This window comes from Pseudomonas spirodelae, assembly GCF_034653255.1.
Taxonomy (GTDB): Bacteria; Pseudomonadota; Gammaproteobacteria; order Pseudomonadales; family Pseudomonadaceae; genus Aquipseudomonas; species Aquipseudomonas spirodelae.
The window spans coordinates 1-16,848 of the sequence record NZ_JAYEET010000045.1 but is presented as its reverse complement, the minus strand read 5'-3'; the positions used below and the strand labels follow the sequence as shown (position 1 = coordinate 16,848).

Here is a 16,848-nt window from a genome sequence, read left to right as displayed (position 1 = left end):
TCGCCTGATTGAATGGCGTTAACCACCGATGTCCAGGTTTTTGCTCCGGCTTATTGAAACAGACGACCCCGCCGCTTTTCAGCAGGCGCTTGCCTGGCTGTTCAGTTTCGTACGTCCGCACCTGTGCGCCATCCTCGGCTTGCTGGCCCTATCGCTAAGCGCATCGTTGCTGGTGTTGGCGCAGCCCTGGTTGACCAAGCTGCTGATCGACGATGGCCTGTTGGCCAAGGACTTCAGTGTGTTGCTGAAGGTGGCGCTGGCGATGGTTGCAGTGGGTATTTTCAGCACCGTGTTGGCTGGGGTGAACCGCTACCTGCACACGCGCTTGTCCGGGCGAATCCTGTTTGCCCTGCGTGATGCGCTGTACCAACACTTGCAGCAGCTTTCCCCTGCGTTTTACGGGCGCCGCAGGATTGGCGACCTGCTCTCGCGGCTGGATGGCGATGTCGCGGAAATCCAGCGCTTTGCCGTCGACTCGCTGTTCTCGGCGGCCTCCAGCGTGATCGGTTTGATTGGCGCGATTGCCTTGTTGCTGACCCTGAACTGGAAGCTGTCGCTGATCGTCGCCCTGTTGATTCCGCTGGAAGTGCTCTGGTTGCGCTGGATGCGGCGCAAGGTTGAACGCCATGTGCGCCAGCTGCGCGAACGCTCGGCGGATGTTTCCTCGTTTCTGGTGGAAACCCTGCCGGCAATGAAGTTTATCCAGGCCGCCGGCCAGCAGCAGCGCGAATCCACTCGCCTGCAGCAACTGGGCGAGCGCTATATGAGCCAGCTGCTGAGGTTGCAGGTCACCGAGTTTTTCACCAATGCGGTACCGGGTACCCTGACTTCGCTGTGCCGTGCCGGGGCCTTTCTGCTTGGCGGCTATTGGGTGGTGCAGGGCACCTGGCAACTGGGCGCGCTGATCGCTTTTTCCACCTATCTGGGGATGGCGGTAGGGCCGGTGCAGAGCTTGCTGGGGCTGTATGTGGCCTTGCAACGGATGACCGTCAGCCTGGGCCGGGTAATGGAGCTCAAGCGTGAGCCGGCGCAGGTCAGCCAGCCGGCGCAGCCCCGCGCTCTGCCGGCTGGCGCGGGCGACTTGTGCTTCGAGAACCTCTGGTTCGGCCATGACGAACGTGCCCAGCCGGTGTTGCGCGGGATCAATGCGCAGATCCCCGGCGGGCTGAAAGTGGCCATCAGTGGGGTATCGGGGGTCGGCAAATCGACGCTGCTCGATCTGTTGCAGCGCTTCTACGACCCGGATCAGGGTTGCATCCGCCTGCACGGCATCGACCTACGCGAGCTGGACCTGTTGGCCCTGCGCCGGCGCATCGCCGTGGTCAGTCAGGACATCGTGCTGTTTCGCGGCAGTCTGGCCGACAACCTCCGCTACAGTGCCCCCCAGGTCAGCCGCGGGGAAATCGAGAAGGTGGCCAAGTTGGCGCAGCTCGACAGCCTGATCGAGTCCATGCCCCTTGGGCTGGACAGCCAACTGGGCGAGCGTGGCCAGCAACTCTCCGGTGGGCAGAAACAACGCATCGCCATCGCTCGCGCCCTGTTGCAGGACCCGCTGATTCTGGTGCTGGACGAGGCCACTTCGGCGGTCGATGAGGCCACGGAGCGGGAAGTGATCGCCGCCATCGACCAGCTGTTTATGGGTCGTACGCGGATTCTGATCAGCCACCGGCCTTCGACCCTGGCGCAAGCCGAACTGCGCTTCGAGCTGCACGATGGCCAATTGCGGGCCTGCACGCTTGCGCAGCCGGTGTTGCATGGCCACTGAATTGCGCATCGGCATCGTCGACAGCGGCCATGGCGCCGCCCAGGCCAGTCAAGTGCTGGCCGCGCGGCGCTTCTGGCTGGCGGATGAGCGCTTGCAGGAGGGCGCGACCCAGCTTGATAGCCTCGGCCATGGCACGGCGGTACTGGCCGCCATCGCCGAGCGGGCGCCTGCCGCGCAATTTTGCGTAGCTCAAGTGTTCAGTGAGCGCTGGTTGACCAGCCCGCTGCAAATCGCCGCCGCGATTTATTGGTTGATGGAGGAGGACGTGGCCCTGATCAACCTCAGCCTGGGCGTACGTCAGGATCGGCCCTTGTTGCGTGAGGCCTGCGCAGCGGCGCAGGCGGCCGGTATCCTGCTCTGCGCGGCCAGCCCGGCGCGCGGTGAGCCGGTGTTTCCGGCCAGTTATCCTGGTGTGTTGCGGGTCACTGGTGACGCGCGCTGCGCGGGTGCGCAATGGTCCTGGCTGCACAGCCCGCAGGCGGATTTTGGTGCGCCGGTGGCCGCGCTAAACGGCGGCCTGGCCGGTGCCAGCATCGCCAGCGCGGTGCTCAGCGGGCATGCAGCGGAGTACCTATTGGAGCAGCCAGCCGCCAGTGCGCAGATGTTGCTCGAACATCTGCGTAGTCAGGCCGCCTTTGTTGGCCCAGAGCGGCGCGAGGTAATGCCTGATGGCTAGCCGCTCGCTAAATAAGCAGATCGTTGTGCTTGGCGCCGGCCCGGCTGGTGCAGCAGTGGCGCTGGGGCTCAAACGTCTGGGCTATGCAGTGTGCGTGATCAGTGAGTGGCGCCGTTTTAGCGCGCTGGAAGGGGTATCCCAGCGGGTGCTGGAAGGCTTGCGTCAGGCTGGGTTGCAGCAAGCGCTGGCCAGTGCGTGCGCCGCATCGCTGCGGCAGGTGCGCTGGAATGGCGAAACCCTCGCGCCGAATATCGAGCATCTGCTGGATCGCCCGGCGTTCGATGCGGCGTTGCGTCAGGACCTGTTGGCGGCCGGCGTTGAACTGCTTGAAGCGCGCGTGCGCGAGCTGAGTTCGACGGCCGCCGGCCATCGCCTGCAACTGGACGGCGCAAATGGCCCCCAGAGCTGTCACGCCGATTTCCTGGTCGAGGCCCGTGGCCGGCAGGCACCGTTCTCCGGCAAAGGCCTGCGCGGCCAGGAAACCTTAAGCCTGCTCAATCACTGGCAAGAACAGCCTGGCCCGGCCCGCTCGGCGGTGGAAAGCCTTGCCGATGGTTGGGCCTGGATGGCGCGGCTGAGCGATGGCCGCTGTTTTTGGCAGCTGACCCTGGATGTGGCCAGCGCCGACTTACCGGAAAAGTCCCGACTGGCAGAGTTCTGCGCCGTTCAGCGGGCGCAATCGAGTCTGGTGCGTGAGCTGTTCGGCGCGCTGGCGTTGCAACCGACAGCACTGCGCGCGCGCAGCAGCACGGCCACCCTGTGCCAGCAAACCTGCGGTGATAACTGGTTGCGCGTCGGCGATGCGGCGATGGCGGTCGATCCGTTGTCGGGCAATGGCATCTTCCAGTCATTGTCGTCGTCTTTGCAGGCGCCAGCGGTGATCAACACCCTGTTGCAAAAACCTGAACGGGCCGCCTTGGCGCGGCAGTTCCATCAGCAGCGGGTGGAACAGCTGTTTTTACGCTTTGCCCGGATCGGCCGGGATTTTTACGCCATGGAGCAGCAATGGGCCACGCGGCCGTTCTGGCAGGGTCGGCGTAGCTGGCCGGATGACCTGCCGATGCATCAAACAGCGGATTACGCCAGCCTGCGGGTCGCGCGGGCACCGGTAATCAATGGCGATCTGATCGATGAGGTGGAGGTGGTGATCACGGCGGATCAGCCGCTGGGAATCTGGCACCTGCAAGGCATAGCGCTGGCACCGATAGTGCTGGCGCTGCAATCCGCGCCGCTCAGCGAGGTGCTGGCGCCGCTGGCTGAAGGGCAACAGCGGATGGTCTACGGTTGGCTGCGCAATCAGGGGTATCGCCAGGGGTAGCGGCTGATTGGCGTTCTGCCTCGGGTGCAAGGTGAAAGGGGGAGAGGCACTCAGCCGTTCCCCCTTTTCCGCGTTTACAGCTTGATCAATACCGACTTCAGTTCGGTGTAATGCTCGATGGCGGCAGCCCCCATCTCGCGGCCGACGCCGGACATCTTGTAACCACCGAAGGGCAAGGCCGGGTCGAGCGCGCTATGGCAGTTGACCCAGACCGAGCCGGATTTAATCCGTGGGATCATCCGGTGCACTGCCCCCAGGTTGTTCGACCAGATGCTGGCGCCCAGACCATAGCGGTTGTCGTTGGCCATGCGCATCGCGTCTTCGATATCGTCGAAGGGCATCGCCACCAGCACTGGGCCAAAGATCTCCTCCTGCACCAACGGGCCACGTTGATCGACATCGACCAGCACCGTCGGTTTGACGAAATAGCCAGGGCCGAATTGTTCGCCACCGCAGGCGACGGTGGCGCCCAGTTCACGGCCGCGTTCTATATAGCCATACACGCGCTGTTGCTGGCGGGCGGAAATCAGCGGACCCATGGCCACGCTTGGGTCCAGGCCGTTGCCGAGCTTCATGCCATTGGCGATGCCGGCGATGTCGGCGATCACATTGTCGAAGTGCTTGCGTTGCACATACAGGCGCGAGCCGGCGCAGCAAACCTGGCCCTGGTTGAAGAATATGGCACTGGCGGCGCCGGCGGCAGCCTGTTGCAGGTCGGCATCCTCCAGCACGATGGTCGGCGATTTGCCGCCCAGTTCCAGGGTGACGCGGGTCATGTTGTCCATGGCCGCCTTGCCGATCTGCTGGCCGACTTCGGTTGAGCCGGTAAAGGTCAGTTTGTCGACGTCCGGGTTGTGGGTCAGCGCCGCACCCGCTTCGATGCCGGTGCCGGTGACCACGTTGAACACTCCTGCCGGGTAGCCGGCTTCGAGTACCAGTTCGGCGAGCTTCAGGGCCGACAGCGGGGTTTCGTCCGCCGGTTTGAGTACCACGGTGCAACCGGTCGCCAGCGCCGGGCCGAGCTTCCAGCAAGCCAGCAGCAACGGGAAGTTCCAGGCGACGATGGCGCCAACCACGCCTATGGCTTCGCGGCGGATAAAGCCATGGAACTGATCATTGGGCATCAGCGGCATCGACACATCGACGCAAGAGCCTTCGATCTTGGTGGCCCAGCCAGCCATATAGCGCAAAAAGTCGATAGACAGCTGTACGTCCATCAGCCGCGCCACTTGTGCGCTTTTGCCGTTGTTCAGGCATTCAATCTCGGCCAGTACCTCGGCGTCGCGCTCCATCAGGTCGGCCAGGCGCCACAGCAGGTTCTGCCGTTCGCGGGGACGCATACGGCTCCAGGGCGAGTCATCAAAGGCTTGGCGGGCGGCCCGCACGGCGTTGTCGACGTCAATCTTGGAGGCCGAAGGCACCTCGCTCAAGACTTCAGCGGTGGCCGGGTTGCGCACGCTCATGGTCGCGCCCTGGGCGGCATCGAGCCATTGCTCGCCGATCAGCATTTTTTGCTTGCGCTGAATGAACTCAAGTGTTTTCGGGTTGAGGGGCAGGGAAGAACTCATGGAATCAGCCTCGGTTAGTGCTCTTGGGGTGGGAGTCCTTTCGCAACCGTCATGCCAATCCGGTGATTTGTTCTTAAGTAACTGAAAAACAAAGACTTTAATTTATGCGTCAGAGGCTGGCAGGCATTCTGCACTGTAACAGTTTGAGACGGCATGAGACGGCCCTGGAACAGCTTGGAGTGGCGCTTACCGGGTACCGGCTGTGGCGCTGTCGCAGAGTTATACAGCTGTCGCGAAATTAAACGTAAGACACTCGAATTTTAGGCCGTAAAGTTGTCGTGAAATTTACTTATCTATTTGATTTTTAACGGTTTGTATATGGTTGGCACGCAATGTGTAATTTCCGTTGAAGTCGCACACCTATGGCCCACGACCATGTAACTGGGCAGTGACGCCAATCAATAAGAACAAACCGTGGAGGTCTGATTTTGAAGATGACACTACTCCGGCATTACTTGAGCGCTGGCACCCTGGCACTGGCAGTTGCCGCCACGTTGCAAGCGCCCCAGGCCATGGCTGCAAGGGATGGCGCAAGCATCCTCAAAGAGACGTGCCAGGGCTGCCATACCCCGGTCGGCGACAAAGACCTGAGCCGCATCAGTCAGCAGCGTAAAACCCCCGAAGGCTGGCTGATGAGCATCGCGCGGATGCAGACCATGCATGGCCTGCAGATTAACGACGAGGATCGCCGCACCCTGGTGAAATATCTCGCCGATCAGCAAGGCCTGGCACCGAGTGAAACCGCGGGCATGCGCTACGCCCTGGAGCGCCGGCAGAATCATGTTGAGCAATTTGAGCCCAAGCTCGCCCAGATGTGTGGCCGTTGTCACTCCGGCGCGCGGGTGGCCCTGCAGCGCCGGCCGGCGAAAGAATGGGAGCACCTAGTCAACTTTCACCTGGGGCAATGGCCGACGCTGGAAGTGCAAATGATGGGCCGTGACCGCGACTGGCTGGAAGTTGCACTGAAAGAGATGGTGCCCGAGCTGGCCAAAAACTACCCGCTGGACAGCCAGGCCTGGACCGACTGGCAGCAACAGCGTCCGGACGCTGCGACCCTGGCCGGGGAGTGGAGCTTCAGCGGCCACCTGCCGAGCAAGGGCGATGTCCGTGGTCTGATGAGCGTCACCGTCAGCGGCAAGGATGAGTTCAAGGTCGAGCTCAAGGGCCAGTACGCCGACGGTAAAGCCTTCGCGGGTGGCGGCTCGGCGGTGCTGTTCAACGGCCATGAGTGGCGTGCCAATCTCAAGGTCGATGGCGTTGCCATGCGCCAGGTGCTGGCCGCCAATGGCGGAGAAATCCGTGGGCGGATGTTCGAGACCGAGCACGATGAGCGCGGCCTGGACTTCGTCGCCGCCAAGCAAGGCACAGCGCAACTGTTGGCTGTGCAGCCGGACTTTCTCAAGGCCGGCAGCGAAACCGAGCTGACCCTGGTTGGTAGTGGCCTGAGCGGTACTCCGGAGTTCGGTGAGGGCGTCGAGGTGCTCGCAATACTGGAGCAGAGCCCGGAGCGCATTCGGGTCAAGGTCAAGGCGGCCATCGATGCAGCCGTTGGTGTGCGCAGCGTCAGCCTGGGCGCGCTTAAAGGCGTGGATCTGGCGCTGTATAAGCAGATCAACGAGGTCAAGGTGGTGCCGGCGTTCTCGGTCGCGCGGATCGGTGATAACGGCGGTTCGACGCCCAAGGTGCAAGGCCGCTTCGAGGCCGAGGCCTGGGGCAAAGACGCCGCTGACCAGGCTTACCGCATTGGTTTCGTGCCGGCAACCTGGTCGGTGGCGCCCTTTGATGAGCGCGCCGCCGAAGATCAGGACGTCAAGTTTGCCGGGGTCATGAGCGCTGCGGATGGCATCTTCACCCCAGGCGCCGCCGGACCGAATCCGGCGCGCAAGATGTCGACCAACAACGCCGGCAATCTCAAGGTCATAGCCACCGTCGAGCAGGGCGGGCAGCTCATCAAGGGCGAAGGCCAGCTGATAGTGACCGTGCAACGCTGGAATAACCCGCCCATCCCTTGATGGCGCAGCACCTGGGCGAGCGCCGCTCTCCCAGGGTTGAACCCTTGGTTTGCGACGTTTTTTGGAGGTTATATGGGCGCTATTTTGAATTTGGTCGAACGCAATCTGCACGAAGTGCACGTCGATGCTGAGCGCATGTTGTTTCACATCCCCAGCAGTTCGCTGTTTCAAACCGATGAACTCACCGCCGGCATTATCGATGCGCTGCGCGAGGCCGGCAGTTCGGCGGATGATTTGGTGCTGCGGCTGGCCGGGCGTTTTGCCCGGGCCGAGGTGAATGACACCCTGCGCGATCTGCTGGCGCTGGAAGTGGTCAGCGACGGTTCACCGCTGACCCCGGACATCAGCGCCAAGCGGGTCGAGCGGATTGCCTTGAATACCGTGGTGCTGAACGTCAACACCGGCTGCAACCTGAGCTGCACCTACTGCTACAAGGAAGACCTGGACAAGCCTTCCGAGGGCAAGAAGATGCAGCTGGACACCGCCATCGCCTCGGTGGAGATGCTGATCAAGGAGTCTCCGGACGAGCAGCGTTACACCGTGGTGTTCTTCGGCGGCGAGCCGCTGAGCAACCGCAAGCTGATTGAGCAGGTGGTGGATTACTGCGAGCAGCGTTTTGCCGAGCTTGGCAAGTTTGTCGAGTTCGTCATGACCACCAACGCCACCTTGCTGACCGAAGAGGTGGCCGACTACCTGAATCGCCACCGCTTTGGCCTGTCCATCAGCATCGATGGGCCGAAGACCGTGCATGACCGCAACCGCATCACCGTGGGCGGCCAGGGCACCTATGACGTGGTGCGCAAGAAAGCCGAGATGCTGCTGGCGCGCTACAACAGCCGTCCGGTGGGGGCGCGGGTGACGCTGACACGGGGCATCACCGACGTCGAGCACATCTGGGATCACCTGTTCAACGAGTTGGGTTTTGCCGAAGTCGGCTTTGCCCCGGTGACCTCGGGCGATCTGAGTGACTTCAACCTGACGTCGGAAGAACTGGTAGAGGTCTTCGCCAATATGAAGGCGCTCGGCCGCCGTTACCTGGACGCCGCCCTGGAGCACCGCAACATCGGTTTCTCCAACCTGCATCAGCTGATTACCGACATCCACGAGGGCCACAAGAAGGCGCTGCCGTGCGGCGCAGGGCTGAAGATGCTAGCGGTCGACCACAAGGGCGAGCTGAACCTCTGTCACCGCTTTACCGGCTCGGACCTTCCGACTTTCGGCAACGTCCATGAAGGGGTGAAACAGGTGGAACTGGGCGACTTCCTCTCCCAGCGGCTGGACCGTACTAACACCGGTTGCGAAAGTTGCCGCATCCGCAATCTGTGTTCCGGCGGTTGCTACCACGAAAGCTACGCGCGTTACGGCGACCCGACCCACCCGACCTATCACTACTGCGATCTGATGCGCGACTGGGTGGACTTCGGCATCGAAGTCTACAGCCGCATCATGGCTGGCAACCCGGCCTTCATCAGCAGCTATATCACTCCGCGGAAGGCGAAATGAGATGAAGCACCTGAAGCCGATCAACAACAAAGCACAAATACTCGAACAGGCCGCCCAGGAAGATCGTATCGAAGAGGTACTGGCGATGAGCACGGTGGTCGGCTGCGCATCGACCACCGATCCGGGCTGGGAAATCGACGCCTTCGGTGGCGTCAGCTCGCTCTGTCAGCCGATGGAAGCTGACCTGTATGGCTGCTCCGACCCGTGCTGGTGGCCAGCCCAGGTGCCCGACATGATGAACACCTACCCGGACTGGAACAAGGATGCTGTCAGCTCGAATGACAGCTGGCGCAACCTCGACACCGTATTCCCGAAAGACAAGTAGTCGGCCAAGAACAAAAAGAGGAATTCCACTATGTCGTTCAAGCACTCCGGCAGCCTGGCTGCCGCATTCGCCATGCTGGCCACATCCTGGTCCGTGGCGGCGTTGGCTGAAACTGGCCCGGCCTTGCAGTCCGGCCACGAATACATGGTCGCGGTCAACTACCCGAACAACCTGCACCTGGTCGATGTCCAGACCGACAAATTGTACAAAACCTGTCCACTGCCGGATGCCTTCGGTCCCGGCACCGCACTGGTCGCACCAGACCATAAGACCGCGTACATCCTCAATAACCACTATGGGGATATCTACGGTGTCGACCTGGACAGCTGCAAGTTGGTGTTCCATGCCGCGCTGGCGCAGAAGCCTGACGAGCGCACGCGCGCGCTGTTCTCGATTGCCATCAGTCCCGATGGCAAGGAAATCTACAGCGTCGTCAATCCGACCAAGCTGGCGTCCGATCACTATGAAGTGCAAACACCGCAGCTGCAGGTGTATGCCGCCGATGGCGGGCTGGCGGCCAAACCGCTGCGCAGCTTCCCGGCACCGCGCCAGGTGATGGTGATGCAAACCGGTGCTGACGGCGCGCTGTATATGGCCGGCGCAGATATTTACAAGGTCGATGTGAATACCGGCAAATTCACCGTGGCGATACCCGCGCGCAACTGGAAACGCCCGCTCTACAGCCCGCCGGATGTGCTTTACGCCTGGCCGCAGCAGACCCCTACGGGTGATTTCACCACGCTCTACACGGCGGTTAAGTTCAAGGACGAGAAGCAGGACATGGCGACTGCCGAGTTCGTTTACGGCTTCATGAACATCGACCTGGCCACCGGCAAGGGAGAGGCGGTGGATTTTGCCCCGCTGACGGAAATCTACTTCTCCGCCATGCGCTCGCCGAAGGATCCGAACCTGATTTACGGGGTGCTCAACCGCCTGACCAAGTACGACATCAAGCAGCAAAAGCTGCTGGAAGTGGGTGAGTTGGATCACTCCTACTACTGCGTCGCGCTGAACAAGGCGGGGAGCAAGGTGTACCTGAGCGGTACCTTTAACGATGTGGCGGTATATGACGCCGATTCCTTGAAGAAGCTCTCCAGTATCAAGCTGCCTGGCGGCGATATGGCGCTCGCCACTTCGCAAATCTTCACCCGTTGATGGCTAGCCGCGAGCTCACCCTTGCTAGGTGGGTTCGTGAGCGTTAGGGGGTGAATAGCCCGCTGAAAGCGCAGCGCGGCAGTTCGCCAAGCCCAATGGCTTGATCGACAGGGCGTGGGTTTACTCATCGTTACAGCCGTGCCGAAGGTAACGGCTTAGAGCCGATCCCATTACAAATACAAGAAGGGCAGTTTGATGAGTCACTTCAGCTACACCTGCGGACCCAAGGACAAGAACCTGCTCGCCATGACCATTGGCGAGGCTTTTGACAACACTGTTGCGCGCTTTCCAGAGCGCGAGGCACTGGTGGTTCGCCATCAGCAACTGCGTTACACCTGGGCGCAACTGGCCGACGCGGTCGATCGCTATGCGCGCGGCCTGCTGGCGCTCAGGCTTAAGCCCGGCGACCGCCTGGGTATATGGGCACCCAATTGCGCAGAGTGGTGCATCGTGCAGTTCGCCAGCGCCAAGGTCGGGGTGGTATTGGTCAATATCAATCCGGCTTACCGTACCAGCGAGCTGGAATACGCACTCAAACAGTCCGGTTGCAAGTGGTTGATTTGTGCCAGGGCCTTCAAGACCTCGGATTACCACGCCATGCTCAGCGGGCTATTGCCCGAACTGGCGCAGTACCTGCCCGGAGAGTTGACCAGTAGCCGGCTACCGGAGTTGCGCGGTGTGGTGAGCCTGGCGGCCGAGCCACCCTCAGATTTTTTGTCCTGGTACGAGCTGGGTGCGCTTGGCACAGCAGTAGCGCCTGAGCAGTTACTAACGTGCCAGAGCGAGCTGCACTTTGATCAACCGATCAACATCCAGTACACCTCCGGCACCACCGGTTTTCCCAAGGGCGCCACGCTCAGTCACTACAACATCCTCAATAACGGCTACATGGCTGGCGTGAGCTTGAAGCTGACCGAGCATGACCGTCTGGTTATTCCCGTGCCGCTTTATCATTGTTTCGGCATGGTGCTGGGCAACCTCTGCTGCCTGACGCACGGCTCCACCATGATCTACCCCGGCGATGCCTTTGACCCATTGGTCACCCTGGCGACTGTCGCGGAAGAAAAGGCCACCGCACTGTATGGCGTGCCAACCATGTTTATTGCCGAACTGGACCACCCACAACGCAGCTCGTTCGACCTGTCCAGTTTGCGCACCGGGATCATGGCCGGCGCTACCTGTCCGGTCGAGGTGATGCGGCGGGTGATCAGCGACATGCACATGAAGGAAGTGCAGATCGCCTATGGCATGACCGAAACCAGCCCTGTGTCTCTGCAAACCAGCGCCGATGACGAGCTGGAAATACGGGTGGCCACGGTCGGCCGCACCCAGCCGCAGCTGGAAAGCAAGATAGTCGACGAGGCCGGTAACTTGGTGGTCCATGGCCAGATCGGTGAACTCTGCACCCGCGGCTACAGCGTGATGATCGGCTACTGGGGCAACCCCAAGGCCACCGCCGAAGCGATCGACCAGGACGGTTGGATGCGCACCGGCGACCTCGCGATAATGGATGAGCAGGGCTACGTGAGCATCGTCGGGCGCAGCAAGGACATGATTATCCGCGGCGGTGAGAACATCTATCCGCGCGAGTTGGAAGAGTTCTTCTTCTCCCCCCCGGCGGTCGCCGACGTGCAGGTGATCGGCATTCCCGACCAGAAGTATGGCGAGGAGGTCGTCGCCTGGATCAAGTTTCACCCCGCCCACAGTGCTACTGCCGATGAGCTGCGCAGCTGGTGCAAGGAGCGCATTGCGCACTTTAAAACGCCGCGCCACTTCAGGTTTGTCGACAGCTTTCCGATGACCGTGACCGGCAAGATCCAGAAATTCCGTATGCGCGAAATCAGCATCGAGGAACTGCTGCCAGCGCCAGTCGATGGCAGCGTAACTCGGTAGAGGAAATCACGCTCCATCGATCCACGGCTGGCAACCTGCGATTGCTGGTGGATTTAGAGAGGGGCATCCAGCCGCCGAACAGGCGGGTTCCTTCCACATCGGTCTGCCTGTCCTGTGAAAGGCGCCAGACCAGCTCACTTACACAATAAATAAATGGAGTACTAAGCCATGTTGGGCTTGATGCAAGATCAACCGCTGCTGATTTCGTCGGTCCTCGAGCATGCGCTGTCGGCGCATCCGTGGAGCGAAATTTCCTCGCGCACAGTCGAAGGGCCAATGCACCACTGCACCTATGCCGACATAGGGCGGCGTGCCAAACAACTGGCCAATGCCATGACCTCGCTAGATGTGCAGCCGGGTGACAGGATCGGGACCTTGGCCTGGAATGGCTACCGGCATATGGAGCTGTATTTCGGTGTGTCGGGCATGGGTGCGATCCTGCACACGATCAACCCGCGGCTGTTCCCTGAGCAGATCGAATTCATTGCCAATCATGCCGAGGACCAATACCTGTTCTTCGACCTCTCGTTCGCCGCGCTGGTGGAGCAGCTGGCCCCGCGGATGAAGAGCGTCAAAGCCTTCATCGCGCTGACGGATCGTAGCCGGATGCCGGCCATCGAGGTGCCTAACCTGTTGTGCTACGAGGACCTGATCGACGGCCAGAGTAGTGAGTACGCCTGGCCGGTCCTCGATGAAAGGGCAGCTTCTTCGATGTGCTACACCTCGGGCACCACAGGCAACCCTAAGGGTGTGCTGTTTTCGCACCGTTCCACGATCCTGCATTCGCTGGCGCTGTGCACATCGGATGGCTTCGGCCTGTCGTCGGCGGACTCGGCGTTGCTCGTCGTGCCGATGTTCCATGTCAATGCCTGGGGCATGCCTTATGCCGGGGCCATGTGCGGCGCCAAGCTGGTCTTGCCTGGCCCAGCCCTGGATGGCGAGAGTATCTACGAGCTGATGCGCACTGAAGAGGTGACCCTGGCCCTGGGTGTGCCAACGGTGTGGATGATGCTGCAGCAACATGTCGAAGCCCGGGGCCTGGATCCAGCCAAAGAGTTGCGTCTGAATCGGGTGGTGATTGGCGGGGCTGCGGCGCCGAGGGCCTTGGTCGAGACTTTTGAAACCCGTTTTGATACGCGGGTGCTGCACGTCTGGGGCATGACCGAAATGTCACCGCTGGGCACCGTCTGTACCCGCTTGCCCAAGCACCGCACTGCCAGGCTGGATGAGCTGCTTGACCTGCAGGCCAAGCAAGGGCGGGCGTTATTCGGTGTGTCCATGAAAGTCATCGATGCAGATGGCTCTGAGTTACCCCATGACGGCAAGGCCTCCGGCCATCTGCTGGTTAAGGGGCCGTGGATCGTTAGTCAGTACTTCCGGGGAGAAGGGGGGCGCATCCTCGATGACGCCGGTTGGTTCGATACCGGTGATATCGCCACCATCGACCCTGATGGCTACATGCAGATCACCGATCGCGCCAAGGATGTCATCAAGTCCGGTGGTGAGTGGATTTCCTCGATCGACTTGGAGAACGCTGCAATCGGTCATCCAGCGGTTGCGGAGGCAGCCGTTATCGGTATACCCCACGCCAAGTGGCAGGAGCGGCCGCTACTGGTCGTGGTACTGAAATCCGGTAAGGCAGCCAGCAAGGAAGAGCTGCTGGGCTTCCTTGAAACACGTGTGGCGAAGTGGTGGTTGCCGGACGATGTGGCTTATGTCGACGAACTACCGCATACGGCTACGGGCAAACTGCAAAAAATGAAGTTGCGCGAGCAGTTTCGTGACTATCGATTAGCCGAGGGCTAATACCTGAGTGCGGGCCTTCTTCTGTCGCTTGAGAAGAGGGTCGCAGGCCCATCTACAGGGCCTGCGACCTGGCCAGCAGCGCTGTGCTCGACCACATCGAGGTGGCTTGCACGCGCACCCAACGACCCCTGTTTTGCGTGACGTACGTTTCCTCGTACAAGGACCTATTGCATGCTGTTCAGTCGTCTCTCCATACAATGGAAAATCACTTTGCTTGCCGGGCTGTGCTTGCTTGGCATCGTCGTAATGCTGGTGGGAATTTCCCTGTATCGCATGGAGCACAATACTGCACTGATCAAAAGCGCCAACACCGAGATGCTCAAGGACTCCGCAGCGCAGCGCATGCAGGGCCAAGGGGAAATTCAGGCGTTGGCTGTGCAGCGTTATTTCATGGATGCCTACAGCACGGGCCTGAACTTTTCCCGGCAAGTACTGCGTGAGCGCGAGCAAGCGCAAAAGCATGCGAGCAACGGCCTGGATCTGCGTGCGGAACTCACCACTCAGGTGCGCGCCACTCTGCAAAATAACCCTGAGCTGCTGAGCCTTTATCTGGTGTTCGAGCCTGATGCGCTAGACGGTCAGGACAATGCATTCGTAGATAAGAGCGAACTGGGCAGTAATGAAAAAGGCCGTTTTTCATCCTACTGGGCGCAAACCGACTCAGGTGATGTCAGTTCTTTCGCTGTGACCGAGGCTTTGATCAGCGATACCACACCGATGCTCGACGGCTCGCCCTACAACAACTGGTACAACTGTCCGCGACAGAACCTGAAACCCTGTGCGTTCAATCCGACATTCGATGAGACCACCGGACAGAAACTGCTGATCACTACGTTGACCTTCCCGTTGGTAGAGAACGGCAAGCTGCTCGCGGTATTGGGGATGGACATCAGTCTGGCCAACTTGCAACAGCTGAGTCTGAGCGCCGACCAGAACCTGTATGGGGGCCAGGGCGATATCAGCATTATCAGTCCAGCCGGCTTGCTTGCTGGCTATAGCCGTGATGCCACACGTTTGGGGGAGCGTCTGGACAAGGTTTACTCCGATCAGGGTGCCGCGCTGGTACGTTTGCAGGCTGAGGGTAAGTCGCAGACGGTTGAACATGATGGACAGCTGCGCATATTCAATACCTTCAAGCCAATCCCAGAAGCCGCACCGTGGGGCGTGTTGCTGGAAGTCCCGAAAAAAATCCTATTGGCGCCGGCGTTGGAACTGCAAGCTGATCTCGACCAGCGCAATGCCAGTGGTGCTCTGCTCGAATCCTTTCTCGGCGGTCTGGCGGCGATTGTCGGCTTGCTACTGATTTGGTTGACGGCCCGTGGGGTTACTAGGCCAATCCTGGGTGTGGCGCTTATGCTGAAGAACATCGCCAGCGGTGAGGGCGATCTGACCCAGCGATTGGCGTACAGCAAGCAGGATGAACTGGGCGAGTTGGCCGGCTGGTTCAACCGTTTCCTCGACAAACTGCAGCCGATCATCGCCGATGTTAAACGTTCGGTGCTCGATGCCCGCGGCACGGCTGACCAGTCCTCGGCGATTGCCGCTCAGACCAGCGCCGGCATGCAGCAGCAGTGCCGCGAAATCGATCAGGTCGCCACCGCTTCGCAGGAAATGAGTGCGACGGCGCAGGATGTTGCACGTAACGCGGCCCAGGCGGCAGAAGCGGCAAATGGTGCCGATCACGCCAGCCGTGAGGGGTTGGGCGTGATCGACAAGACTACCTCGGCCATCGACCTATTAGCCCGCGACCTGAGCCACGCCATGGCTCAGGTCGAAGGGTTGGCCGCCAATAGCGAGCAGATTGGCTCGGTACTCGAGGTGATTCGCAGTATCGCCGAGCAGACGAATCTGCTGGCTCTCAATGCCGCTATCGAGGCCGCGCGAGCCGGTGAGGCCGGACGGGGTTTTGCAGTGGTCGCCGATGAAGTGCGCAACCTGGCCAAGCGCACGCAGGACTCGGTCGGAGAAATCCAAGGGGTGATCGAGCGCTTGCAAAGCGGCACCCGTGAAGTGGTCGACACAATGCACAACAACCATCGCCAGGCCCAGGGCAGTGTCGATCAGGTTGAGCTGGCGGTAGTCGCGCTGCAGCGCATTGGTCAGGCCGTGTCGGTGATCACCGACATGAACCTGCAAATCGCCAGCGCAGCGGAACAGCAAAGCGCCGTGGCCGAAGAGCTCAATCGCAACGTATCAGCCATTCGCGACGTGACCGAGTCGCTTTCCGTTCAGGCCGAGGAGTCCGCACTGGTCAGCCAGTCGCTGAACAGCCTGGCTAATCAGCAGCAGGGCTTGATGAGTCAGTTCCGCGTGTAATCGGCGCTCCAGCAGGCTGCGTGGCTTTCTATGGATCACGCAGCTTTTTATTCCAGGATGTCCAAATCGCTCACCGATTGAGGTGAATAGCCCCTAGTTTTGTAGACACTTTTGATGGGCTGCTTTTGGCCGGTTTCTGCCGGTCGTCACTACGGCGCGCACTGGTCAAATCACTGCAATTTCGCACACTCCGCCAGAACGCAGTGCTGGATTTGCTCTGCGCTCTCAGCGGGACCGATTTGAAGTCGCCCTGTTGGCGCTGATGGAAAATTGACCCACCCTGCCGATTGAAATTTGACCCAGGGCGGATTGCTGATTTTGTTACCAGCAACTGTGGATAAGTCTACCAGCGCAGCTGCTGTTGCCCCCACTCCTTCGCTAGCCCAGTTCAGTTGTTTAAGACCTGCCACACGCAGCCATGTAGCAGGCCGTCGTCGCCATGAAATCAGAACGGCTCATCGTCCTCCGGTTCTTGGCCGCCCTTACGCTTTCGCTCCCGTGATTTGATCTT

At 60.7% G+C, this 16,848-nt stretch carries 11 protein-coding genes and 1 pseudogene; 11 read left to right on the top strand and 1 reads right to left on the bottom strand.

Annotated features, from left to right (window positions below):
- The first annotated feature begins 28 nt into the window (after nucleotides 1-28).
- Genes SOP97_RS14570 through qhpG form a run of 3 tightly spaced genes read left to right on the top strand, consistent with a single transcriptional unit; the run spans nucleotide 29 to nucleotide 3,759 of the window.
- Nucleotides 29-1,765 (top strand): ABC transporter ATP-binding protein, encoded by a 1,737-nt coding sequence (locus tag SOP97_RS14570; protein WP_237263128.1) that lies wholly within the window; start codon nucleotides 29-31, stop codon nucleotides 1,763-1,765.
- On the top strand, nucleotides 1,755-2,441 hold the full coding sequence (qhpE, locus tag SOP97_RS14565; protein ID WP_237263131.1) for a subtilisin-like serine protease QhpE: 687 nt from the start codon (nucleotides 1,755-1,757) through the stop codon (nucleotides 2,439-2,441). Before SOP97_RS14570 ends, qhpE begins: the two co-directional genes overlap by 11 nt.
- Nucleotides 2,434-3,759: a flavin-dependent monooxygenase QhpG gene (gene qhpG / locus SOP97_RS14560; protein ID WP_237263138.1), complete on the top strand. Its 1,326-nt coding sequence runs from the start codon at nucleotides 2,434-2,436 to the stop codon at nucleotides 3,757-3,759. The genes qhpE and qhpG overlap by 8 nt, the downstream gene beginning before the upstream one ends.
- A 74-nt stretch (nucleotides 3,760-3,833) precedes the next feature.
- Here qhpG and SOP97_RS14555 read toward each other — a convergent pair whose 3' ends face one another.
- Complete coding sequence (locus SOP97_RS14555) at nucleotides 3,834-5,327, bottom strand: aldehyde dehydrogenase family protein (RefSeq protein WP_237263139.1); 1,494 nt, start codon at nucleotides 5,325-5,327, stop codon at nucleotides 3,834-3,836.
- 434 nt (nucleotides 5,328-5,761) lie between these two features.
- On the opposite strand from SOP97_RS14555, the gene peaA reads away from it, so the two are divergent.
- The 8 genes and pseudogenes from peaA to SOP97_RS20445 all read left to right on the top strand — a co-directional run bounded on the left by peaA (nucleotide 5,762) and on the right by SOP97_RS20445 (nucleotide 16,337).
- Entirely contained in the window at nucleotides 5,762-7,339 is a 1,578-nt protein-coding gene (peaA, locus tag SOP97_RS14550) for a quinohemoprotein amine dehydrogenase subunit alpha (protein ID WP_237263615.1), read from the top strand.
- A gap of 72 nt (nucleotides 7,340-7,411) precedes the next feature.
- Nucleotides 7,412-8,842, top strand: a complete 1,431-nt coding sequence (gene peaB / locus SOP97_RS14545; RefSeq protein ID WP_237263141.1) for a quinohemoprotein amine dehydrogenase maturation protein — start codon at nucleotides 7,412-7,414, stop codon at nucleotides 8,840-8,842.
- Between the two features lies 1 nt (nucleotide 8,843).
- Nucleotides 8,844-9,167 (top strand): quinohemoprotein amine dehydrogenase subunit gamma, encoded by a 324-nt coding sequence (gene qhpC, locus SOP97_RS14540; protein ID WP_021205675.1) that lies wholly within the window; start codon nucleotides 8,844-8,846, stop codon nucleotides 9,165-9,167.
- Nucleotides 9,168-9,197: 30 nt separating this feature from the next.
- Nucleotides 9,198-10,322 (top strand): quinohemoprotein amine dehydrogenase subunit beta, encoded by a 1,125-nt coding sequence (peaD, locus tag SOP97_RS14535; protein ID WP_021205676.1) that lies wholly within the window; start codon nucleotides 9,198-9,200, stop codon nucleotides 10,320-10,322.
- A 195-nt stretch (nucleotides 10,323-10,517) separates the two neighbouring features.
- Nucleotides 10,518-12,215, top strand: coding sequence for an AMP-binding protein (locus SOP97_RS14530; RefSeq protein ID WP_021205677.1), 1,698 nt, complete (start codon nucleotides 10,518-10,520; stop codon nucleotides 12,213-12,215).
- A 168-nt stretch (nucleotides 12,216-12,383) separates the two neighbouring features.
- Nucleotides 12,384-14,021, top strand: coding sequence for a 3-(methylthio)propionyl-CoA ligase (locus SOP97_RS14525; RefSeq protein ID WP_237263142.1), 1,638 nt, complete (start codon nucleotides 12,384-12,386; stop codon nucleotides 14,019-14,021).
- A 171-nt stretch (nucleotides 14,022-14,192) separates the two neighbouring features.
- Nucleotides 14,193-15,479 (top strand): annotated as a pseudogene (locus SOP97_RS20450) (methyl-accepting chemotaxis protein); the annotation flags it as partial.
- A gap of 102 nt (nucleotides 15,480-15,581) precedes the next feature.
- Nucleotides 15,582-16,337 (top strand): methyl-accepting chemotaxis protein, encoded by a 756-nt coding sequence (locus SOP97_RS20445; protein ID WP_411912073.1) that lies wholly within the window; start codon nucleotides 15,582-15,584, stop codon nucleotides 16,335-16,337.
- The last annotated feature ends 511 nt before the right edge of the window (nucleotides 16,338-16,848 follow it).